The 20701-nt window shown below is 70.6% G+C and carries 21 protein-coding genes and 1 rRNA gene; 9 read left to right on the top strand and 13 right to left on the bottom strand.

What is annotated here, in order from left to right; genetic code table 11:
* Positions 1 to 93, bottom strand: a 16S ribosomal RNA gene (locus AB0M39_RS16415); the annotation flags it as partial.
* A 535-nt stretch (positions 94 to 628) separates the two neighbouring features.
* Positions 629 to 1282: a DNA-3-methyladenine glycosylase gene (locus tag AB0M39_RS16410; protein ID WP_365364689.1), complete on the bottom strand. Its 654-nt coding sequence runs from the start codon at positions 1280 to 1282 to the stop codon at positions 629 to 631.
* A 74-nt stretch (positions 1283 to 1356) separates the two neighbouring features.
* Here AB0M39_RS16410 and AB0M39_RS16405 point away from each other — a divergent pair, with 74 nt between their 5' ends.
* The 3 genes from AB0M39_RS16405 (at position 1357) to AB0M39_RS16395 (ending at position 3435) form a co-directional block, all read left to right on the top strand.
* Complete coding sequence (locus tag AB0M39_RS16405; RefSeq protein ID WP_365364687.1) at positions 1357 to 2139, top strand: sporulation protein; 783 nt, start codon at positions 1357 to 1359, stop codon at positions 2137 to 2139.
* A gap of 90 nt (positions 2140 to 2229) precedes the next feature.
* On the top strand, positions 2230 to 2760 hold the full coding sequence (locus tag AB0M39_RS16400; RefSeq protein WP_365364685.1) for a YbhB/YbcL family Raf kinase inhibitor-like protein: 531 nt from the start codon (positions 2230 to 2232) through the stop codon (positions 2758 to 2760).
* A gap of 165 nt (positions 2761 to 2925) precedes the next feature.
* A complete protein-coding gene (locus AB0M39_RS16395) occupies positions 2926 to 3435 on the top strand; it encodes an HNH endonuclease (RefSeq protein ID WP_365364683.1) in 510 nt (169 codons plus the stop codon).
* A gap of 144 nt (positions 3436 to 3579) precedes the next feature.
* On the opposite strand, the gene AB0M39_RS16390 is transcribed toward AB0M39_RS16395, so the two are convergent.
* The 4 genes from AB0M39_RS16390 to AB0M39_RS16375 all read right to left on the bottom strand — a co-directional run bounded on the left by AB0M39_RS16390 (position 3580) and on the right by AB0M39_RS16375 (position 6985).
* Entirely contained in the window at positions 3580 to 4347 is a 768-nt protein-coding gene (locus AB0M39_RS16390) for a sulfite exporter TauE/SafE family protein (RefSeq protein ID WP_365364681.1), read from the bottom strand.
* A gap of 84 nt (positions 4348 to 4431) precedes the next feature.
* Positions 4432 to 5391, bottom strand: coding sequence for an SPFH domain-containing protein (locus AB0M39_RS16385; RefSeq protein ID WP_365364679.1), 960 nt, complete (start codon positions 5389 to 5391; stop codon positions 4432 to 4434).
* 297 nt (positions 5392 to 5688) lie between these two features.
* Positions 5689 to 6117, bottom strand: coding sequence for an NfeD family protein (locus AB0M39_RS16380; RefSeq protein WP_365364677.1), 429 nt, complete (start codon positions 6115 to 6117; stop codon positions 5689 to 5691).
* 76 nt (positions 6118 to 6193) lie between these two features.
* On the bottom strand, positions 6194 to 6985 hold the full coding sequence (locus tag AB0M39_RS16375) for an ABC transporter ATP-binding protein (protein WP_365364675.1): 792 nt from the start codon (positions 6983 to 6985) through the stop codon (positions 6194 to 6196).
* Positions 6986 to 7120: 135 nt separating this feature from the next.
* Between AB0M39_RS16375 and AB0M39_RS16370 the strand changes: the two genes are divergently transcribed.
* Entirely contained in the window at positions 7121 to 7912 is a 792-nt protein-coding gene (locus AB0M39_RS16370) for a hypothetical protein (protein ID WP_365364673.1), read from the top strand.
* Between the two features lie 202 nt (positions 7913 to 8114).
* On the opposite strand, the gene AB0M39_RS16365 is transcribed toward AB0M39_RS16370, so the two are convergent.
* The 3 genes from AB0M39_RS16365 to AB0M39_RS16355 form a co-directional block, all read right to left on the bottom strand.
* On the bottom strand, positions 8115 to 8360 hold the full coding sequence (locus tag AB0M39_RS16365; RefSeq protein WP_365364671.1) for a chaplin: 246 nt from the start codon (positions 8358 to 8360) through the stop codon (positions 8115 to 8117).
* Between the two features lie 138 nt (positions 8361 to 8498).
* Positions 8499 to 9131 carry a response regulator transcription factor gene (locus AB0M39_RS16360; protein WP_365364695.1) on the bottom strand — a complete coding sequence of 211 codons (633 nt, stop codon included), beginning with the start codon at positions 9129 to 9131 and terminating at the stop codon, positions 8499 to 8501.
* Positions 9132 to 9156: 25 nt separating this feature from the next.
* Positions 9157 to 10302 (bottom strand): GAF domain-containing sensor histidine kinase, encoded by a 1146-nt coding sequence (locus AB0M39_RS16355; RefSeq protein ID WP_365364669.1) that lies wholly within the window; start codon positions 10300 to 10302, stop codon positions 9157 to 9159.
* Between the two features lie 196 nt (positions 10303 to 10498).
* Here AB0M39_RS16355 and AB0M39_RS16350 point away from each other — a divergent pair, with 196 nt between their 5' ends.
* From AB0M39_RS16350 to AB0M39_RS16340, 3 genes are all read left to right on the top strand, one after another.
* Positions 10499 to 11197: an SDR family NAD(P)-dependent oxidoreductase gene (locus tag AB0M39_RS16350; protein ID WP_365364667.1), complete on the top strand. Its 699-nt coding sequence runs from the start codon at positions 10499 to 10501 to the stop codon at positions 11195 to 11197.
* The gene (locus AB0M39_RS16345; protein ID WP_365364665.1) at positions 11194 to 12330 is read left to right on the top strand and encodes an S-adenosylmethionine:tRNA ribosyltransferase-isomerase; all 1137 of its coding nucleotides are present in this window, start codon (positions 11194 to 11196) and stop codon (positions 12328 to 12330) included. The genes AB0M39_RS16350 and AB0M39_RS16345 overlap by 4 nt, the downstream gene beginning before the upstream one ends.
* 281 nt (positions 12331 to 12611) lie before the next feature.
* Entirely contained in the window at positions 12612 to 13298 is a 687-nt protein-coding gene (locus AB0M39_RS16340) for a transglycosylase SLT domain-containing protein (protein WP_365364663.1), read from the top strand.
* A 109-nt stretch (positions 13299 to 13407) separates the two neighbouring features.
* On the opposite strand, the gene AB0M39_RS16335 is transcribed toward AB0M39_RS16340, so the two are convergent.
* Positions 13408 to 15963, bottom strand: coding sequence for an FHA domain-containing protein (locus AB0M39_RS16335; protein WP_365364661.1), 2556 nt, complete (start codon positions 15961 to 15963; stop codon positions 13408 to 13410).
* Positions 15964 to 16267: 304 nt separating this feature from the next.
* On the opposite strand from AB0M39_RS16335, the gene AB0M39_RS16330 reads away from it, so the two are divergent.
* Complete coding sequence (locus AB0M39_RS16330; protein ID WP_365364659.1) at positions 16268 to 18028, top strand: streptophobe family protein; 1761 nt, start codon at positions 16268 to 16270, stop codon at positions 18026 to 18028.
* A 121-nt stretch (positions 18029 to 18149) separates the two neighbouring features.
* Positions 18150 to 19376 carry a phosphoserine phosphatase SerB gene (gene serB, locus AB0M39_RS16325; RefSeq protein ID WP_365364657.1) on the top strand — a complete coding sequence of 409 codons (1227 nt, stop codon included), beginning with the start codon at positions 18150 to 18152 and terminating at the stop codon, positions 19374 to 19376.
* Between the two features lie 217 nt (positions 19377 to 19593).
* On the opposite strand, the gene AB0M39_RS16320 is transcribed toward serB, so the two are convergent.
* The 3 genes from AB0M39_RS16320 to AB0M39_RS16310 all read right to left on the bottom strand — a co-directional run bounded on the left by AB0M39_RS16320 (position 19594) and on the right by AB0M39_RS16310 (position 20700).
* Positions 19594 to 20112 (bottom strand): histidine phosphatase family protein, encoded by a 519-nt coding sequence (locus AB0M39_RS16320; RefSeq protein WP_365364655.1) that lies wholly within the window; start codon positions 20110 to 20112, stop codon positions 19594 to 19596.
* 101 nt (positions 20113 to 20213) lie between these two features.
* Positions 20214 to 20420 (bottom strand): hypothetical protein, encoded by a 207-nt coding sequence (locus AB0M39_RS16315; RefSeq protein ID WP_365364653.1) that lies wholly within the window; start codon positions 20418 to 20420, stop codon positions 20214 to 20216.
* A gap of 163 nt (positions 20421 to 20583) precedes the next feature.
* Positions 20584 to 20700, bottom strand: a complete 117-nt coding sequence (locus AB0M39_RS16310) for an SGM_5486 family transporter-associated protein (RefSeq protein ID WP_365364651.1) — start codon at positions 20698 to 20700, stop codon at positions 20584 to 20586.
* Position 20701: the final 1 nt, after the last annotated feature.

Raw genomic sequence — 20701 nt, 5'->3', positions numbered from 1 at the left:
ACTAATCCACCCCGAAGGGCTTCATCGTTCGACTTGCATGTGTTAAGCACGCCGCCAGCGTTCGTCCTGAGCCAGGATCAAACTCTCCGTGAATGTCTACCCGTGATCGGGTGCACACATCACGAGAGCGGAACCACCGGTCGGAATAAGACCCGTGGTTCACAGCGTCCTCGCTGTGTTTCGCCTACGAGCACCCGAAGGCCTCGCAGGTCTTTTCAAAGGAACCTCGACTCCACGATGTGGAGACGGGGTATCAACTAATCTGGCGTTGATTTTTGGCACGCTGTTGAGTTCTCAAGGAACGGACGCTTCCTTTGTACTCACCCTCTCGGGCTTTCCTCCGGGCGCTTCCCTTCGGTCTTGCGTCTCCGACTCTATCAGACTCTTTCGCGTCCGATTTCCTCGGTGCCTTTCAGGAATTCGCTTCCGCGTTTCCCTCTCGGCGTGTTCACTACTTTAGCCGATTCCCCGGGCGACTCATAATCGAGTCATTCGGGATCGAATTCCGGCATGCCGAAATCACACCCGGTTGGGTAGATCGTAAGTAGTGGATGGCCGCTTCGGGTTGCTGAACAGCAGGACCCGTCTCAAGCGGCTCGGGCTACGTTAGGCGGCTCGTGAAGCCGAGTCAAGTTGCGTCGCGGCCGGTCCGACGGCGGGGCGTGTGGGCCCTGTACGGGCTCACCGTGGGGTCGTTGTCGATCCAGAAGCGCCAGGGGTGGTGGGCTCCGTCGCCGCCTACTCCCGTGCGGGGTCCGCTGCGTACCTGGTCAGGGCTCGGCGGGGTGCCGTGGAGCAGGGACAGCGGTGCCGACGGGCCGGCGCAGAGGTCCGTTCCGTTCAGGGCGCGGTCGACGTCGAGGGCAGTGGCCAGGCGGGCGGGGCCTTTGGCCAGTTCTCTCCCGTATCGGGCCGAGATTCGACGTTTGCTCGCAAGGTCAGCGCCTACTCGGATCTCACCGGCGCGCAGCAGGATCCCGCTCGCGTGACCCTCCGGGCCGCACACGACGTTCAGGCAGTGCCACATGCCGTAGGTGAAGTAGACATACGCGTGACCGGGCGGGCCGAACATCACGGCGTTGCGCGCGGTGCGGCCGCGGTAGGCGTGCGAGCCTGGATCGGCCTCGCCCGCGTACGCCTCCACTTCCGTGAGGCGCAGCTCGATCGGACCGTCGTCGGTCAGGCGTATCAACGTGCGGCCCAGAAGCTCCGGGGCGACCTCCAGCACGGGGCGGCTGAAGAAGTCCCGGGGCAGCGGCGTACGGTCGGGGCGGTCGATCATGGCGTACGAGGGTAGCGGGGAACCGACTACGGTCGTCGCGCGTATGTAGAGGTCAAGACCTATAAGGAGTGGACATGGGCTTCAAGAAGCTGCTCGCGAGTCTGGGCGCCGGCGGCGCCTCCGTCGAGACGGTGCTCACCGAGGAGAACGTCGTCCCTGGCGGTGTCGTCCAGGGCGAGGTGCGCATCCAGGGCGGCTCGGTGGACCAGCAGATCGAAGGGCTGTCCGTCGGACTGCAGGCCCGGGTCGAGGTCGAAGGCGGTGACCAGGAGGTCAAGCAGGACATCGAGTTCTCCAAGCAGCGGCTCGGCGGCGCCTTCGAGGTGAAGGCCGGGGCCGTGCACGTGGTGCCGTTCGGGCTCGAGATTCCGTGGGAGACCCCGGTCACGAGCATCGCCGGCCAGCAGCTGCGCGGGATGAACATCGGTGTGACGACCGAGCTGGAGATCGCTCGGGCCGTGGACTCCGGCGACCTGGACCCGATCAACGTGCACCCGCTGCCGGCGCAGCAGGCACTCCTGGACGCCTTCATCCAGCTGGGCTTCCGCTTCAAGAGCGCGGACATGGAGCGCGGGCACATCCGTGGGACGCGGCAGCGGCTGCCGTTCTACCAGGAGATCGAGTTCCTGCCGCCGGAGCAGTACCGCGGGCTGAACCAGGTCGAGCTGACCTTCGTCGCGGACGACCGCGAGATGGACGTCGTGCTGGAGATGGACAAGAAGCCGGGTCTGTTCAGCGAGGGCAGCGACTCGTACAAGGCTTTCAAGGTCGGCCACAACGACTTCCAGTCGACGGACTGGGCCGCCTACCTCAACCAGTGGCTCGCCGACGTCGGCGGTCGTCGCAACTGGCTCTGAGCTTCTGCCTCTAGGCTCGGAGCCGGAGGTCCCCCGGGCAGTACGGCCCGGGGCGGCCAGGCAGCAGAACAGCCGAATCGGAGGTTCAACGTGACCGAGCCCAACAGGGCGCCGCTTCCGCACGACTTTCATCCGGCGGTGCCGTCGTTCACGGTGGTGAGCGACGACATCGCGCCGGGGTCGGTGCTGGCGGACGCCCAGGTCTACGCGGCGGGCAACACCTCGCCGCATCTGCGGTGGGAGGGGTTCCCGGCTGAGACCGAGAGCTTCGCCGTGACGTGCTTCGATCCGGACGCGCCGACCGGCAGCGGTTTCTGGCACTGGGTGCTGTTCGACATCCCGGCCTCGGTGACCGAACTGGCTGCCGGAGCGAGCAGCGGGAAGTTCGAGGGGCTGCCCGAGGGCGCCGTTCACGTCCGTAACGACTATGGGTCGAAGGACTTCGGCGGCGCCGCTCCCCCGGCCGGCGAGAACCACCGGTATGTGTTCACGGTGTACGCGGTGGACAGCGAGAAGCTCGGTCCCGGCGACGATGTCTCGCCTGCGGTCGTGGGCTTCAATCTGCGGTTCCACACGCTTGCCCGTGCACAGCTGCTGGCTGAGTACGAGGGTCCCGCGTAGGACGTCGCAGAGCTCAGCGTTCTCCTGTTGTTTGCCCTGCCCTGGTCTTGGAGAGATCAGGGCAGGGCATCTTTTATTGCGTTGTCCATCTCGGCGCGCCCGGCCAGAGTTGATCCAAGCCCAAGGCCCGCAACGGGCTGGGCCGGCGAACGGGAGGTGGGCGAGATGCGTGACACGCTGGTGCTGAATGCGAGCTTCGAGCCGCTGTCGACGGTGACACTCAACCGTGCGGTGGTGCTCGTGCTGCAGGACAAGGCCGTCGTCGAGCAGGCCCACCCCGGACTCCGTATGCGTGCGGCCGCCTTCGATCTTCCGGTGCCGCAGGTGATCAGGCTGTGCCGCTATGTACGGGTGCCGTTCCGAAGACAGGCGCCGTGGTCGAGACGGGGCGTGCTGATACGGGACCAGCACCGTTGCGCGTACTGCGGCAGGCGCGCGACGACGGTGGACCACGTGGTGCCGAGGTCGCACGGCGGCAGGGACACCTGGCTGAACACGGTCGCGTCCTGCGCGGAGGACAACCACCGCAAAGCGGACCGTACGCCGGAGCAGGCGGGGATGCCGCTGCTGCACCAGCCGTTCGTGCCGTCGCCGGCCGACGCGATGCTGCTCGGCATGCGTGCCGACGAGCGTACGACGCTGCCGTCCTGGCTCGCGGCTCAGCCCGCGGCGTAGCCGCCGCGCCCCTTTCAGCGGTGAAGGCCCGCCCTCGAACGCACAGGACAAGGGCGGGCCTTGGCGTTTCGGCTGGGTGGCTGGCCGGGTGACTGGGCGGCTGGGAGTCTGAGCCCTTGGCCGGAGTGGGCTTCCGGGGGTGCGTCAGCGCAGCAGGAGCTGGACGATCGCGACGGTGCCGACGCACACGATCAGCGCGCGCAGAGCGGTCGGGTGGAGGCGGCGGCCGACCTTCGCGCCGATCTGGCCTCCTATGGTGGAGCCGACGGCGATCAGCAGGACGGCGGTCCAGTCGAAGTCCGCGACGAAGAGGAAGAAGATCGCGGCGATGCTGTTGACGACGGCGGCGAGGACGTTCTTGACCGCGTTGAGGCGTTGCAGGGTGTCGTCGATCAGCATGCCCATCAGGGAGAGGTAGATGATCCCCTGGGCCGCGGTGAAGTAGCCGCCGTAGACGCTCGCGAGGAGCAGTCCGACGAACAGGAGCGGGCCGCCGTCCGGGTGGGTGTGGCTCCCCTCCCGTTCGCGGCGGCGCTGGACGGCCTTGGAGATGCGCGGCTGGAGGATCACCAGGACGAGCGCGAGCCCGACGAGTACCGGCACGATCGTCTCGAAGGCCGTCGCCGGAAGCAGCAGCAGGAGCGCGGCGCCGGTGAGGCCGCCGATGGCCGCGGCGACGCTCAGGCGCAGGACGCGGGGGCGCTGGCCCTTGAGCTCGGCGCGGTAGCCGATGGCGCCGCTGATCGCGCCGGGGACGAGGCCGAGGCCGTTGGAGACGGTGGCCGTGACCGGCGGAAGTCCGGTGGCGAGGAGCACCGGGAAGGTGATCAGCGTGCCGGAGCCGACGATGGCGTTGATGGTCCCGGCGCCGATGCCGGCGAGGAACACGGCAAGCGCTTCCCAGATGGACAAAGCCATCTCCTTACATGATCGGTTGTCGCCTCCCCGCCATAGAGGTCGAGGGGCCACAGCCGATCATGCATGAGAGGTGATCGTTCAGTCGATGGGGGGCTGTTCGCGGCGCTCCGCGCCGTTCCCGCCGGACTTGCCGCCGCCGGAGGACCCGCCGCCCATGCCTGCCATGGGGTTGAAGCTGCCCATGGCGCCGCTGAGGCCCTTGAGGGCGTCGCCGATCTCGCTGGGCACGATCCAGAGCTTGTTGGCGTCGCCCTCGGCGATCTTCGGGAGCATCTGGAGGTACTGGTAGGCCAGCAGCTTCTGGTCGGCGTCTCCGGCGTGGATGGACTCGAAGACCGTACGGATGGCCTGGGCCTCGCCCTCGGCCCGCAGGGCGGCCGCCTTGGCCTCGCCCTCGGCCCTCAGGATCGCGGACTGCTTCTCGCCCTCGGCGGTGAGGATCTGGGACTGCCTGATGCCCTCGGCGGTGAGGATCGCGGCACGCTTGTCGCGGTCGGCGCGCATCTGCTTCTCCATCGAGTCCTGGATGGAGGTGGGCGGCTCGATCGCCTTGAGCTCGACGCGGTTGACGCGGATGCCCCACTTGCCGGTGGCCTCGTCGAGGACGCCGCGCAGGGCCGCGTTGATCTCCTCGCGGGAGGTGAGGGTCCGCTCCAGGTCCATGCCGCCGATGATGTTGCGCAGGGTGGTGACGGTGAGCTGCTCGATGGCCTGGATGTAGCTGGCGACTTCGTAGGTCGCGGCCCGGGCGTCGGTCACCTGGTAGTAGATGACGGTGTCGATGTTCACGACCAGGTTGTCCTGGGTGATCACCGGCTGGGGCGGGAACGGGACGACCTGTTCGCGGAGGTCGATGCGGTTGCGGATCGAGTCGATGAACGGGACGACGATGTTCAGGCCCGCGTTGAGGGTGCGGGTGTAGCGGCCGAAGCGCTCGACGATGGCGGCGCTGGCCTGTGGGATGACCTGGATCGTCTTGATCAGGGCGATGAAGACCAGCACCACCAGAATGATCAGGACGATGATGATCGGTTGCATCGCGTTCCCCGTGCCCTTCGCTGCCGGATGATTCTGATGATCGAGTTTCCCAGAACACGGCCTGGAGTGTGGGGGGGTTCGGCCTGCTTGTCCTGCCGGTCCCGTTCGTTGTCCGAGTCGTTGTCCTGTTCTTCGTCCGTTCGCTGTCCGTGCGGCGTCCTGCGCACTGTCTGCGCGGTGTTCCCGCGCAGTTCCCGTACGTCGCCGACTGTGCGTTGCCGCCCGGGAGTTGCTGCGTGAGCTGTCGTACGTGCGCTGTCGTGCGTGAGCTGTGGTGCGCGAGCTGTCTTCGTGGCGCTACATCACGATGGCGGTCGCGCCGTCGATCTCGACGACGTCGACCTGCTGGCCTGCCTCGTAGCTCATGTCGGCGTCGAGCGAGCGCGCCGACCAGACCTCGCCGGCGAGCTTGATCCGGCCGCCGCTGCCGTCCACCCGTTCCAGCACGAGCGCCTGACGGCCTTTCAGCGCGTCTACTCCGCTGGCGAATTGAGGTCGTTGGGCGCGGTGCCGGCTGGCGATCGGGCGTACGACGGCGATGAGCGCGACCGATACCGCGGCGAACACGAGCACTTGGGCCACCGTCCCGCCGCCCAGGGCCGCGACCACGGCGGCGGCCACCGCGCCGGCGGAGAGCATTCCGAACTCGGGCATCGCCGTCAGGACGAGCGGAATGCCCAGCCCGACCGCGCCGATCAGCCACCACACCCATGCGTCGATGTCCACGTGGTCATGGTAGGTCCGCCGGTCGCGGTCCGGACAGGGGTCGAGATCAGGTCAAAAGGCGCACCGGGGAGCGCGTTCAGCCCAGCGGGAGGCCCTGCGCCGTCCAGCGCTCGCCGTTGCGCTCGACGACCAGGGGCAGGCCGAAGCAGAGCGAGAGGTTGCGGGAGGTCAGCTCGGTCTCCATCGGGCCGGCGGCGAGCACCTTGCCCTGGCGGATCATGAGCACGTGCGTGAAGCCCGGCGCGATCTCCTCGACGTGGTGCGTGACCATGACCATCGAGGGGGCGTACGGGTCGCGGGCGAGGCGGCCCAGACGGCGGACGAGGTCCTCGCGGCCGCCGAGGTCGAGGCCGGCGGCCGGCTCGTCCAGGAGCAGCAGCTCGGGGTCGGTCATCATGGCGCGGGCGATCAGGGTGCGCTTGCGCTCGCCCTCGGAGAGGGTGCCGAACTTGCGGTCCAGGTACTCGGTCATGCCGAGGCGGTCGAGGAAGGCGCGGGCGCGCTCCTCGTCGACCGCGTCGTAGTCCTCGTGCCAGGTCGCGGTCATGCCGTACGCGGCGGTGAGCACCGTCTGCAGGACGGTCTGTCCCTTGGGGAGCTTCTCGGCCATGGCGATGCCGGCCATGCCGATGCGGGGGCGGAGCTCGAAGACGTCGACGCCGCCGAGGCGCTCGCCGAGGATGGTCGCCGCACCGGAGGTCGGGAAGAGGTAGCTGGACGCGATGTTGAGGAGGGTGGTCTTGCCCGCGCCGTTCGGTCCGAGGATGACCCAGCGCTCACCCTCCTTGACCGCCCAGGAGACGTCGTCCACCAGAGCGCGTCCGTCGCGGACCACGGATACGTCCACCAGCTCCAGTACATCGCTCATGAGCGCGTTGTCTCCCCATGCAATCGTCTTGAGGTCTTGCGGGCGCTTTATGCGCCTGTGGGCACAGCTCCCAGGGAAAACCTACGCCACCGGCCGGGGGGTCCCGCGCCCTGGTCCGATCCTTAGGCTGGGTCCATGCTTTCCGAACCACGCTCAGGACGGCTGGCCGCATGGGGAAATGCCCTGTTGGCCGGATTTGTATCACCCGATGACGCGGTGCACGCGATCATCGGCGACGACGCGGTGCACCGGGTGGAGGGCCTGCCGGGCGAGGCGGGCCCGGTCGGGCTGACGCTTGCGCTGGGGCGGCTGCGGACGCTCGGTGCGACCGGGTTCCGGGTCGCGCTGCCCGCGCCGGGGCATCCGCTGGGCCTCTGCGGACCGCCGGAGTTCAATGCGCGGGCGCTGGAGGCCGAGGAGGCGGTGGTCGCCTCCGGCGCGGCGTACGGGCTGGTGCCCGAGGTGTACGAGGCCGGGCCCGCCGGGGACGTGCATGTGCAGGTCCTGTGGCACTGCCTGCCGGTACGCGAGGCGCCGCCCGCTGACGTGCCCTCTCTCGGCGAGGCGGAGCGGGAGCTCGCGGAGGCGATGCGGGATGCGACGGCGGCGCTGACGCGGCTGGACGTCGCGGCGTCGGGGCCGGTCGCCGAGGCGGCGATCGACGCGTACCGCGCGCGGGCGCACGGCGGGGGCGGCGAGATCCTGGCGCCCGGGTATCCGCCGCGTGCGGTACGGGTGTTGGAGCTGGCGCAGCGGATCGGGCTGCTGATCTCGGTGGCGTACGACAACGGTCACGGCGGGGCGGTGAGCGCGTCGGAGATGGCGGCTCGGGGCGAGGCGCTGCGTCCGGTGGAGCGGGTTGCCAGGCGCGCTCAGGTGGCGGCGTACAACGCGTACGTGGAGGAGCGCGAGCGCGGCGCCGGCTGAGACGTACGTCCCCCGAGGCATCTGCCGTACGGACGGGCAGACGTCGTCCGTACGGAGTCTGAAAAACGGCCTGGAGCCCGGGGACGGCAGGCCCGGGGACGCGGAATGGAGCACGGGGACCGTATCTCCGGCGGCGGACAGACGGACCGGCCCCCAGGCGGCGCCTGGGGGCCGGAGGTCAGTGCGTGGCTCGGCGGGACGGTCAGCCGTTGACGGCGCTGTTCGCGAAGGCCGGGTTGAGCGCGCCGATCACGTTCACCGTGTTGCCGGCGACGTTCACCGGGACGTCGACCGGGATCTGCACCAGGTTGCCGGAGCCGACGCCCGGGGAGTTGACCGCGTGGCCGTCGGCGTGCGCGCCGCTGGTGGCGGAGGCGACGCCCGCTCCGGCGGCCACGAGGCTGCCGGCGACCATGGTGAGAGCAGCGGCCTTCTTCAGGTTCATCACTTCGAAATCCTCCTGGGGCGTTCGCCGCGGCGGTCGCCGCAGCACGCCCTGGAGAACGTCGCCGAGTCGATCTGGATGCGCCGTCTGGGTGACATACACCCGACGGTATGAATCTCAGACTGGAGCTGGACGCCCCGCTCAACCGGTCAGACCATGCCTTACCGCCCATAGTGCGGCCTGGGTGCGGTCCGCCAGATCCAGCTTCATCAAGATGTTCGACACATGCGTCTTGACGGTCTTCTCGGACAGGACGAGCGCGCGGGCGATCTCCCGGTTGGAGCGTCCGTCGGCGATCAGCCCGAGCACTTCGCGCTCCCGCTCGGTGAGGGTGCTGCCGCGGCCCGTGCCGTTGCCCAGGTCGTCCTGGGAGAGCAGCGCGCCCGCGACCTCCGGCTGGAGGAGGACGTGGCCCGCGTGCACGGAGCGGATCGCGCCGGCCAGGGCCTCCGGGTCGACGTCCTTGTAGACATAGCCCGAGGCGCCCGCGCGCAGCGCGGGTACCACCGTGCGCTGCTCGGTGAAGCTGGTGACGATCAGGACCTTCGCGGCGTTGCCCAGCTCGCGGAGCTTGCGCAGCGCCTCGATGCCGTCGACGCCGGGCATCTTGACGTCCATCAGGACCACGTCCGGCTTCAGCTCCTCGGCGCGCTCCACACCTTCGGCGCCGTCGCCCGCCTCGCCGACGACCTCTATGTCGTCCTGCACCTCCAGGAAGGTGCGCAGCCCGCGGCGGACCACCTGGTGGTCGTCGACCAGCAGCACGCGGATCATTCCCGCCTTCGCCTGGGACGCGGCATCAGCCACCGGGGACCTCCATCTCGATCGTGGTGCCCTTGCCGGGCGCTGACTGCACGGTGAGCTTTCCGCCGACTCCGCCTGCTCGGTCGCGCATCGAGACCAGCCCCAGATGGCGGCCTGCCCTGCGGACCGTGCGCGGCTCGAAGCCCTTGCCGTCGTCGGTGACGCTGAGGACGGCGCCCTGGCCGCGGCGGACCAGGGCCACGGTCACCGAGTCCGCCCCGGAGTGCCGCAGCGCGTTGTGCAGGGCCTCCTGGGCGACCCGGAGCAGGGCCTCCTCCTGGGCCGCGGGCAGGGCGCGGACGCCGCAGGCGTCGAAGGAGACCGCGGCGCTGTGGGCGCGGTCCAGGACCTGGACGTGCGTACGGAGGGTGTTGACCAGGCCGTCCTCGTCGAGGGCGGCGGGGCGCAACTCGACGACCGCGGCGCGCAGTTCGTCGGCCGCCTCGGCGGCGAGCACGGCGACCTGCTGGAGCTCGTCCTTGGCGCGGGCCGGGTCGCGGTCCACCAGGGCGGCCGCGGCCTGGGCGGTGAGCCGGAGCGAGAAGAGCTTCTGGCTCACCGCGTCGTGCAGCTCATGGGCGAGCCGGGAGCGCTCCTCGGCGATGGTCAGCTCGCGGCTGCGCTCGTACAGCCGGGCGTTGGTGAGGGCTATGGCGGCGTGCTGGGCGAGGATCGACAGGAGCGCCTCGTCGTCTTCGGTGAAGCCGCAGCCGCCCTCGGCCTTGGGGCTCCTCTTGTTCGCCAGGAAGAGCGCGCCGATGGTCTCCTCGCCGTCCTTGACGGGCAGGCCCAGGAAGTCGGACATATCTGGATGGGCGGCCGGCCAGCCCTCGAAGCGGGGGTCCTTGCGGACGTCGTCGAGGCGCTCGGTCCGCGCGTCGCGGAGCATCGCGGCGAGGATGCCGTGCTGCCGGGGCAGCGGGCCGATCGCCTTCCACTGCTCCTCGGTGACGCCGTCGACGACGAACTGCGCGAAGCCGCCGTGATCGTCGGGGACGCCCAGCGCGGCGTACTCCGCGTCGAGGAGCTCGCGCGCCGAGGCGACGATCGTCTTCAGCACGTCGCGCACCTCGAGATGCCTGCTCATCGCGAGGAGCGCGGTGCTCACGGCGGCGAGGCCGGAGCTCGGTCGATGGCTCATGAGATCACCGTACCGGCGGGATGTGACAGTCCGTATCGGGCCGGGGACGGCAGTCGACTAGGACCGGGGACGTAGGTCGAAATCCCTCGTCGGGCAGGGCCTGGCGCACGAGGCGCGGGGCCCTGCCGCGTTCCTAGGTTGGAGGCAAAGACGCAGCGCAGCGGCGCGAGGCGCGCGGCACGAGGGGATGGACGTCATGCCGGTAGCGGTGATCACGGGGGCTTCGAAGGGGCTGGGGCGCGCTCTCGCGGCGGGCCTGGCCCGGCAGGGCTGGGACCTGGTGCTCGGGGCGAGGACCCAGAGCGTGCTGGAGGAGAGCGTCCGGCAGGTCGGCGCGCACGGGACGAGGGTGCTCGCCGTGGCGGGGGACGTCACCGACGCGGGGTGCCGCAGCGAGCTGCTGGCCGCGGCCCGCTCGCTCGGCGGCCTCGATCTGCTGGTGAGCAACGCGAGCGCGCTGGGGGCCGAGCCGCTGGTCCGGCTGGACGCGCTGCCGCTCGACGGGCTGCGGGCGGCGCTGGAGACCAATGTGGTCGCGGCCCTCGGTCTCGTACAGGAGGCGCTGCCGCTGCTGCGGGCGTCCGCGGCGGGCACGGTGATCGCGGTCAGCTCGGACGCGGCGGCGGAGGCGTACGAGACCTGGGGCGGCTATGGCGCGTCCAAGGCGGCGCTGGACCACCTGGCCGCGGTCCTCGCGGTGGAGGAGCCGGAGCTGCGGGTGTGGGCGGTCGACCCGGGCGACATGCGGACGGACCTGTACGCGGCGGCCGTGCCGGACGACGATGATCCGCGCCCCGATCCGGACTCCGTCGTGCCGGGCTTCCTGCGGCTGCTGGCCCAGCGGCCGGCGAGCGGGCGGTATGAGGCTCCCTCGCTGGTCGAGGCGGCCCGATGACCACGGCGACGACGGGGCGTGCGCAGGCGTGCGCGGACTGCGGCGGTCCGGCGCAGGAGGGAGGGCCCACCGTGCTGGACGCGCTATGGGTGCCCGCGGAGCTGTCGGCGCGAGTTCCGGCCGAGGAGCGCGGGGCGGGGCGGGACGATGTGCGGCTGATGGTCTCGCGCGGGGAGGAGGTGTCCCACCACGCCTTCCGGGAGCTGGCCGGGCAGCTGCGGGCCGGGGACGTGCTGGTGGTGAACACCTCGGCCACCCTGCCTGCGGCCGTCAACGGGCGGGTCGGGCAGGAGCCCGTCGTCGTGCACTTCTCCACGCGCGGGGACGACGGGCGCTGGGCGGTGGAGCTGCGCCGCCCGGACGGCTCGGGGAGCACCCTGCCGCGGGCGGGCGGACCGGCGGGGGCGGTGGTACGGGCTCCCGGGGGCGCGCAGCTCGTGCTGGAGGAGCCGCTGGCGCGGGGGGCGGACCGGCTGTGGTGGGCCGCCGTGTCCGTGGACGTGCCGCGGCTGCTGCGGCGCTATGGGCGGCCGATCCGCTATGGGTACACGGCGGGCGACCAGCCGCTGTCCGCGTACCAGACGGTCTTCGCGCTCCCCTCCCCCGACGGCGCGGGATCGGCGGAGATGCCGAGCGCGGCGCGTCCCTTCACCGCCCGGCTGGTGGCGGGGCTCGTGAGCCGGGGGGTGCAGTTCGCGCCGATCACCCTGCACACGGGCGTCGCGTCGGCGGAGGCGCACGAGCCGCCGTATCCGGAGCGGTACGAGGTGGCGGCGGCGACGGCCTGGCTGGTGAACGCGGCCAGGGCCGCGGGCGGGCGGATCGTGGCGGTCGGCACGACGGCGGTGCGGGCCCTGGAGTCGGCCGCCGGACCCGACGGCGTGGTCCGCGCGGCCTCGGGGTGGACGGATCTGGTCGTCACGCCCGCGCGCGGGGTACGAGTCGTCGACGGACTGCTGACGGGCCTGCACGAGCCGGCGGCCTCGCATCTTCTGATGCTGGAGGCGATCGCCGGGAAGGCCGCGCTGACCAGCAGTTATACCGAGGCGCTCAGGCGCCGGTACCTCTGGCACGAGTTCGGCGACGTCCACCTCGTCCTCCCGGGAGAAACCCCTCACTCTGCGAGTTGCTGACGCAACACATGGTGAGGCGAATCCGTGCCCGATGTGAGCCCCGGCATAGGACCCAGGTCACTTACGTGCATGCATAGTAGCGACATAAAGGGCATGTGAGCGGGGACGGGGCGGGTGAAAACGGACCCTTTCGGACACCTGATCCACTATGCAGCGTCGTACGTCACACCTTTGCCAGAGCATTTTGCGGCCGCTAAGAATTGCGTCCGTCGCCGCCGAGGAGCGCAGCGCCGCCATCGGCCCTGAAAGCGACATTCCGCTATTCGAAGAGGTACGTCTGCATGCTTACGACCACCCTGAAGAAGACCCAGAAGTTCTCGATCGCCGGTGTCTCCGCCGCTGCCGCTGCGGCGCTCGCGTTCTCCCTCGTCCCGAACAACGCCGCCGCCGAGACCGAGTCTCTGGCCGCCAGCCCCGTGGCGTACGCCGCCGGCGCGCAGAGCGGCGCCGTGCACACGAGCGTCGTCCAGTCGCAGGCGACCGTGGAGACGGCCGCCGAGAAGGCCGCCAAGGCCGCTGAGGCGCAGAAGAAGGCCGAGGCCGCCGCCAAGAAGAAGGCCGCCGCGAAGGCGAAGGCCAAGGCCGACGCCAAGAAGCGTGCGGCGAAGGACGCGGCGAGCCGCGCCGCCGCCCGCAAGCCGGTCTACGCCAACAACCTGGACGGCTGGATCCGCGAGTCCCTGGACATCATGAAGAAGCACAAGATTCCGGGCTCCTACGAGGGTCTGCACCGCAACATCATCCGCGAGTCCAGCGGTAACCCGAACGCGATCAACAACTGGGACATCAACGCCATCAACGGCGTCCCGTCGATCGGCCTGCTGCAGGTCATCAAGCCGACCTTCGACGCGTACCACGTCCCGGGCACCAAGCACAGCCAGTACGACCCGGTCGCCAACATCGTCGCCGCGGCCAACTACGCCGCCGACCGCTACGGCACCATCGACAACGTCGACAGCGCGTACTGAGTCGTCCTGCAGACGGCTGACGCGGACAGCCCGGACTGACGCCCAAGGGCGGCGCCCCCACAATGGGGACGCCGCCCTTCCGCTATTTCGCCGATCCAGTCCGAGTCCGCTACTTGCGCATGACCTCGGGCTCGTGGCGGCGCAGCAGCCGCACGACCACGAAGCCGCACAGGACGCCGATGCCGAGCAGCACGCCCATGTCGAGCATCCACTGTCCTGCGCTGTGGTCCCACAGCTGGTCGAGGTTCTCGCGGTCCCACGGCATGGCCACATTGAGCTCGGCCGTGGTGCCCAGCGCCGCGACCGCCCAGCGGGACGGCATCAGCCAGGCGACCTGCTCGATGCCGGGGCTGTCGTGCAGCTGGAAGAGCACGCCGGTGAACACGACCTGGACGATCGCGAACATCACCAGGAGGGGCATGGTCTTCTCGGCGGTCTTCACCAGCGCGGAGATGATCAGGCCGAACATCATGCAGGTGAAGCCGAGCGCGCTGACGACCATGGTCATCTCGATGACCGGCGTGTCCGCGAAGACGACGCCCTCGCGGGGCAGCTTGTCGCGGGCGCCGAAGCCGATCGCGCAGATGATCGCGCCCTGGAGGGCCGTGATGACGCCCAGGACGATGACCTTGGACATCAGATAGGCGGAGCGCGACAGACCGGTCGCGCGCTCGCGCTCGTAGATGACCCGTTCCTTGATCAGCTCTCGTACGGAGTTGGCCGCGCCGGAGAAGCACGCGCCGACCGCGAGGATGAGCAGGATCGTTCCGACGTCCTTGTTGATGAACCTCGCCTTGGCCGGGCCGAGGCCCAGACCGGAGTCCGCGGGGATCACCGTGCTCACGATGCCGAGCACCGCGGGCAGGATGAACATCAGGCCGATGAAGCCGCGGTCGGAGGCGATCACCGAGGAGTACCGGCGGATCAGCGTCCACAGCTGGGAGCCCCAGCTCTGCGGCTTCGGCGGGCGCATCTGCTGCGGGGGCGGCATGTGCACCGACTGCGCGGCGACGGCGTCGATGTCCGCGGCGTACATCTGGTAGTGCTGCGAGCCGCGCCAGCGGCCCGCCCAGTCGTAGTCGCGGTAGTTCTCGAACGCCGAGAACACGTCCGCCCACGTGGTGTAGCCGAAGAAGTTGAGCGCCTCCTCCGGCGGGCCGAAGTACGCCACCGAGCCGCCGGGGGCCATGACCAGCAGCTTGTCGCAGATCGCCAGCTCGGCGACCGAGTGCGTGACGACCAGGACCGTGCGGCCGTCGTCGGCCAGGCCGCGCAGCAGCTGCATGACGTCGCGGTCCATGCCCGGGTCGAGGCCGGAGGTCGGCTCGTCCAGGAAGATCAGCGACGGCTTGGTCAGCAGCTCCAGGGCGACCGAGACGCGCTTGCGCTGGCCGCCGGAGAGCGAGGTGACCTTCTTGTCCTTGTGGATGTCGAGCTTGAGCTCGCGCAGCACCTCGTCGATGCGGGCCTCGCGCTCGGACTCGGCGGTGTCGCCGGGGAAGCGGAGCTTGGCCGCGTACTTGAGGGCCTTCCGGACGGTCAGCTCCTTGTGCAGGATGTCGTCCTGCGGGACCAGACCGATGCGCTGGCGCAGCTCGGCGAACTGCTTGTACAGGTTCCGGTTGTCGTAGAGGACGTCGCCCTGGTTGGCGGGCCGGTAGCCGGTGAGCGCCTTGAGCAGGGTGGACTTTCCGGAGCCGGAGGGGCCGATGACCGCGATCAGCGACTTCTCCGGGACGCCGAAGGAGACGTCCTTGAGGATTTGCTTGCCGCCGTCGACCGTCACCGTGAGGTGGCGGGCGGAGAAGGAGACCTCGCCGGTGTCGACGAACTCTTCGAGCCGGTCGCCGACGAGGCGGAAGGTCGAGTGGCCGACGCCGACGATGTCGTTCGGGCCGATGAGCGCGGACGACGACTTGGCGATCGGCTGGCCGTTGACATAGGTGCCGTTGTGGGAGCCGAGGTCGCGGATCTCGAAGCGGCCGTCGGGGGTCGCCACGAACTCGGCGTGGTGACGCGAGACCTGGAGGTCGGAGACGACCAGTTCGTTCTCGAGCGCACGTCCGATGCGCATCACGCGGCCGAGGGCCACCTGATGGAAGGTGGTCGGGCTGCGGTCGCCGTACACCGGCGGTGCCCCCGCGGCGCCGCCCGGGCCGGCCGGGCCGCCCTGCTGATGCGGGACCTGCGGCTGCTGCGGCTGCTGCTGCCATCCCTGCTGTGGTTGCTGCTGCGGCTGCTGCGCCTGGGGCGTCTGCTGCCAGCCCTGCTGCTGCGGCTGCTGGGGCGGGGCCTGGTGGGCCGGGGCCTGCTGCTGCACCGCCTGCTGCTGCGGCGCGGCGCCCTGCGCGCTGTACGCTCCGGCGCCGGCCGCGGCGCCCGAGAGGTTCAGCCGGGGACCGTCGGTCGCGTTGCCGAGGTGCACGGCGGAGCCGGGGCCGATCTCCATCTGATGGATCCGCTGGCCCTGCACATACGTGCCGTTGGTGGAGCCGTGGTCCTCGATGACCCAACTGCGGCCGCCCCAGCTGACGGTGGCATGCCGCCACGAGACTCTTGCGTCGTCGATCACCAGGTCGCCCTGCGGATCACGTCCGAGGGTGTACGACCTGGACGGATCGAGCGTCCAGGTCCTTCCGTTCAATTCCAGTACGAGTTCCGGCACTCCATGCCCCACTAGTTGTCCCCCGAGTTACCCCCGTCACAGGGAGTCTAGGGATGGCGAACATCGTGAGGAACTATTTCAGGCCCGGTCCCGTATCCGAAAGTCGGGCCATGTGAAGACCACGTTCGGGATGACCGTTGACGGAGGAGAAACACCCCCGGAGAGTAGTAAGAACCCATCAGTGCGCATGAGTACGTACGGATCATGCGCGACTGGGGGTAACTGGGTCAAACCCAGCAGGCATCGGGGGGTCCGGATGGCTCGGTGGAACGACGCTGGCGACGGTGACTACAGGGTGCACTCGGTGCGCTGGGGCGACGTGTTGCTGACGTCGGTCGCGGCGGTGAGCTGGGCACTGGTGGGGATGGCGGGCGCGGCTGCGCTCGGGCTGCATCTGCTCGGCGCGGACAGCGCGGGGGCCCTCGGGCCCATGACGGCGGCCGTGACCGTGCTCGCGGTCAACGGTTCGGTCACGCCGACGGGCGATGTGTCCGTGTTCGGCCTCGAAGGGGCCGAGGCGCGGACGGCCGTCGACATCACGCCACTTGGCGTGAGCCTGGTCGGCGCCCTGTTCCTTGCGTACTTCTTCTTACGCTCGCTGCGCGGCGCCGGGCCCTGCATCCCGGGGAGCGAACTCGCCGCGAGGGCTGCCGGGGTGACGACTCTCTTCGTCGCCATGGTCGGCGGGCTGGCGTGGGCCGGACACGATGTGATCACCATAGACGGCGCGGAGCTCGGCCTGGACCTCGACCGGCTGCCGGGCGGGGGCGGCGACGGCGGGATCGAGGTTCCCGGCCTCGGAGAGATCGGCGACATCGGAGATATCGGGGACATCGGGGGGCTGCTGCCCGACCGGCTCGGCGATCTGGTGGAGGCCGAGGCCGCCGTCGGGTTCAGCGTGGACACCGCGGACTCGCTGGCCGGCGCGCTGTTCTGGGTGCTGGGCGTGCTGATCGTCTCGGTGCTCGCCTCGCGCCGTACGCCGCTGCCGCCCGGGGCGGCGTGGGACGCGGTGCGCCGCTCGGTGCGCCCGGCGGCGTCCGCGCTGGTGACGGTGCTGCTCGTCGCCGTCCTCGCGGGATACGCGGCGGCGGCGTACGCGGCGAGCGGCGACGAGAACCCTCGCCGGATCGCCGGGGCCGCGCTGCTCGGAGCGCCGAACGGGGTCTGGCTGGGGGTTCCCCTCGGGCTGTTCGTGCCGTGGGACGCGAAGGCGACGGGGCCGCTGGCGAGCGTGCTGCCCGACCCGATGGACGAGCTGCTGCGGCTCTCGGCCGACGAGCCGGTCACGGTGGGGCGGCTGGCCGGACTGGACCAGCGGGTCTGGCTGCTGGCCGTCGCCGCCGGGGTGATGATGCTGTGCGCGGGCGTGCTGGCCGCCGCCCGCACGCCCCGGGGCGGCCTGGGCCCGGCGGGCTTCGCGGGCCGGTGCGCGCTCCGGCTGGGCCTGGTCACGGCGCTCACGCTGCCGCTGCTGGTGTGGCTGACGGAGGTCTCGGCGGACGCCTCGCTGTCGGTGCTGGGCGTGAACGCGGTGGGCGGGGGCGTCGAGCTGCACGGCCATCTGGGCTTGGCCCCGGCGCTGGGGGCGGCGTGGGGCACGGCGGCGGGCGGGCTGGGGGCTCTGGTGGCGTACGCGGCGGGGGCCGGGGACGGGTCGAGCGGCGACCCGGCGCGGACGGCGGATCCGGGGGCCTCGGGGGCGTACGACGCCTCTGCTTCGGGGCCGTACGAACCAGGCTCTGGGACAGCTTGGCCTTACGATCCGGGGGCCGGGACCGCCTGGCCGTACGAACCGGGCGCCTCGAACCCGGGGGCGTATGGCGCGCCCCCGGCGTCGGGCCCCTACCGGCCGGCGCCGCCGTACCGACCGGCGAACCCCGACACCAATCCGTATCTGCGGCCGCCTCCGGGGATCCACGGCGCCCCGACGGTGGCCGGCCGCCCGATGGCTCCCCCGCCGAAGCAGCGCCGCCCGCAGCCCTTCGACGACGAGTCGGGGCCGCCGCCTCCGGGCCCGCCGCCTCCCGGCGCCCCGGGTCGGCGAGACGAGACGGGCCGGTGACAGCCGGTGATCCGGCCGGCTGACGGGCGATGAATTCATGGGGCCGACTCAGCCAGCGGCCTGTCCGGCAGTCGGGACGGGGAGGCTGATCCGCTGACCTGCCAGATACGGTGGAAACACCATGAGCGCATTGCAGCCCCTTCACACCGCCGACGACCCGACTCTTCTTGTGAAGATCTTCGGGAAGGACCGTCCCGGGATCACCGCCGGGCTCTTCGACACCCTGGCCGCCTACTCCCTCGACGTCGTCGACATCGAGCAGGTCGTCTCCCGGGGACGCCTCGTTCTGTGCGTGCTCGTCACGGCGCCCGCCGAGGGCGTGGCCACCGAGGGCGAGCTGCGGGCCACCGTGCACAGCTGGGCCGAGTCGCTGAAGCTCCAGGCGGAGATCATCTCCGGCAAGGGCGACAACCGGCCGCGCGGCAGCGGCCGTTCCCATGTGACCGTGCTCGGCCATCCGCTCACCGCCGAGTCGACGGCCGCCATAGCGGCCAGGATCACCTCGACCGGCGGCAACATCGACCGTATCTTCCGGCTCGCCAAGTACCCCGTCACCGCCGTGGAGTTCGCGGTGTCGGGCACGGAGACCGAGCCGCTGCGGACCGCGCTGGTCACCGAGGCCGCCGAGATCGGCGTGGACGTGGCCGTAGTCTCGGCCGGGCTGCACCGCAGGGCCCAGCGCCTGGTCGTCATGGACGTGGACTCCACGCTGATCCAGGACGAGGTCATCGAGCTGTTCGCCGCGCACGCGGGGTGCGAGGACCAGGTCGCCGCGGTCACGGCCGCCGCGATGCGCGGGGAGCTGGACTTCGAGCAGTCGCTGCACGCGCGCGTGGCGCTGCTGAAGGGACTCGACGCCTCGGTCGTGGACAAGGTGCGCTCCGAGGTGCGGATGACGCCCGGGGCCCGCACCCTGATCCGGACCCTCAAGCGGCTCGGCTTCCAAGTGGGCGTCGTCTCGGGCGGGTTCACCCAGGTCACCGACGACCTCAAGGAGCGGCTCGGGCTCGACTTCGCCTCGGCGAACACGCTGGAGATCGTGGACGGCAAGCTGACCGGCCGGGTGATCGGGGAGGTCGTGGACCGTGCGGGCAAGGCGCGCCTGCTGCGCAGGTTCGCCGCCGAGGCGGGCGTTCCGCTGTCGCAGACCGTCGCCATCGGGGACGGCGCGAACGACCTGGACATGCTGAACGCGGCCGGTCTCGGGGTCGCCTTCAACGCCAAGCCCGTGGTCCGCGAGGCCGCGCACACCGCCGTCAACGTGCCGTTCCTGGACACGGTGCTGTATCTGCTGGGCATCACGCGCGAAGAGGTCGAGCTGGCCGACGGCGAGGGCGCGGAGCACTGACGGCGAGGGCGCGAGAGCCGGGACGCCGACGCCACGGACGCCGGCTGCGCTGACGCGGGCGGCACGGACCCCGGGCGGCCCCTGGGCGCCCCGCAGATCGGGCCGCCGCGCACGTCCTGCCGTCGCCCACACCTCCTGCCGTCGCGCAAGTCGAGGCCCCGGCGCGCAGTCGCGCCGGGGCCGGTTCGCGTTTCCAGGCAGAAGAGTGGCGGACAGGCTAGTCGTGCGGCGCCCAGTACTCGACGAGCGTGCCGACGCCGTGCTCCAGCGACTTCCACGAACCGTTGAAGCTGACCACCGCCAGCGCCGCGGTCGGGAAGCCGCTCTTGCTCATACGGGCCAGCGCATCGCCCTCGGCCTTGCCCGACAGCGCGTCGGCGAGCGCGTGCATTCCGGGGTTGTGGCCGATGACGAGGAGGTCGTCCACCTCGTCGGAGACCTCGTTGAGCAGCGCGATCAGGTCGCCGAGGGAGGCTTCGTACAGCCGCTCCTCGTACACGGTCCTGGGGCGGTGCGGCAGCTCGTGCACGGCGAGTTTCCAGGTCTCACGGGTCCTGGTCGCGGTCGAGCACAGCGCCAGGTCGAGGGCGATGCCGGTGTCGGCGAGCCGGCGGCCGGCCACGGGGGCGTCCTTGCGGCCGCGCTCGGCGAGCGGACGCTCGTGGTCGGACACCTGGGGCCAGTCGGCCTTCGCATGCCGGAGGAGAACGATCCTGCGGGGTGTATCGACGCTCATGCACCCCAGCTTCGCATGAAATGAGCCAGCGGGCGCAGGGTGTTGACGGGCTCCCTCATCTCGGGTGAATCCGCCGTCGGGGGTGATTCGATCTTCGGAACTCAGCGGGCGAGCGTCTGCTGGACGCGCTCGAGGAGCTGGCCGAGCGCGGGGTCGCCCCCGGCGGCGTGCGCCTGGGCCGGGTCGGCGATCAGCAGGAGCAGCGCGACGAAGGCGATCATGGGGAGGGCGACGCCCCACCACGGCAGGCGGGTCTCGACGCCGCCGGAGACCTTGGCGTGGGTCGGGGTCTGCGTGTGGGCCGCCATGGCCGCCTCCGTAGCTGCGCGGTCGAGTACCTAGGCCTCAAACCTACGGATCTTGGCAGCGCCGGCCCATCCGGTGACCCACCCACTTCACCCTGAGCCTTTCCCCCTAGGGGATGGTGGTGCTAGCCCCCCTCCCCCGGGGGCCCTGCGGGCAACGCCCGCGTCAGGGCGAGGCGATGGAGGCGATCACTCCGATGACCACGGTGATCGCGAGCATGGCGCCGAAGACGATGAGGAGCTTCTTCTGGCCGTTCTGGGGGTTCGGGTCGAGCACAGGCATG

This window comes from Streptomyces sp. NPDC051907, from assembly GCF_040681075.1.
Taxonomy (GTDB): Bacteria; Actinomycetota; Actinomycetes; order Streptomycetales; family Streptomycetaceae; genus Streptomyces.
Note: the sequence above shows the minus strand (reverse complement) of the source record. Positions and strands in the feature narration are given on the sequence as shown.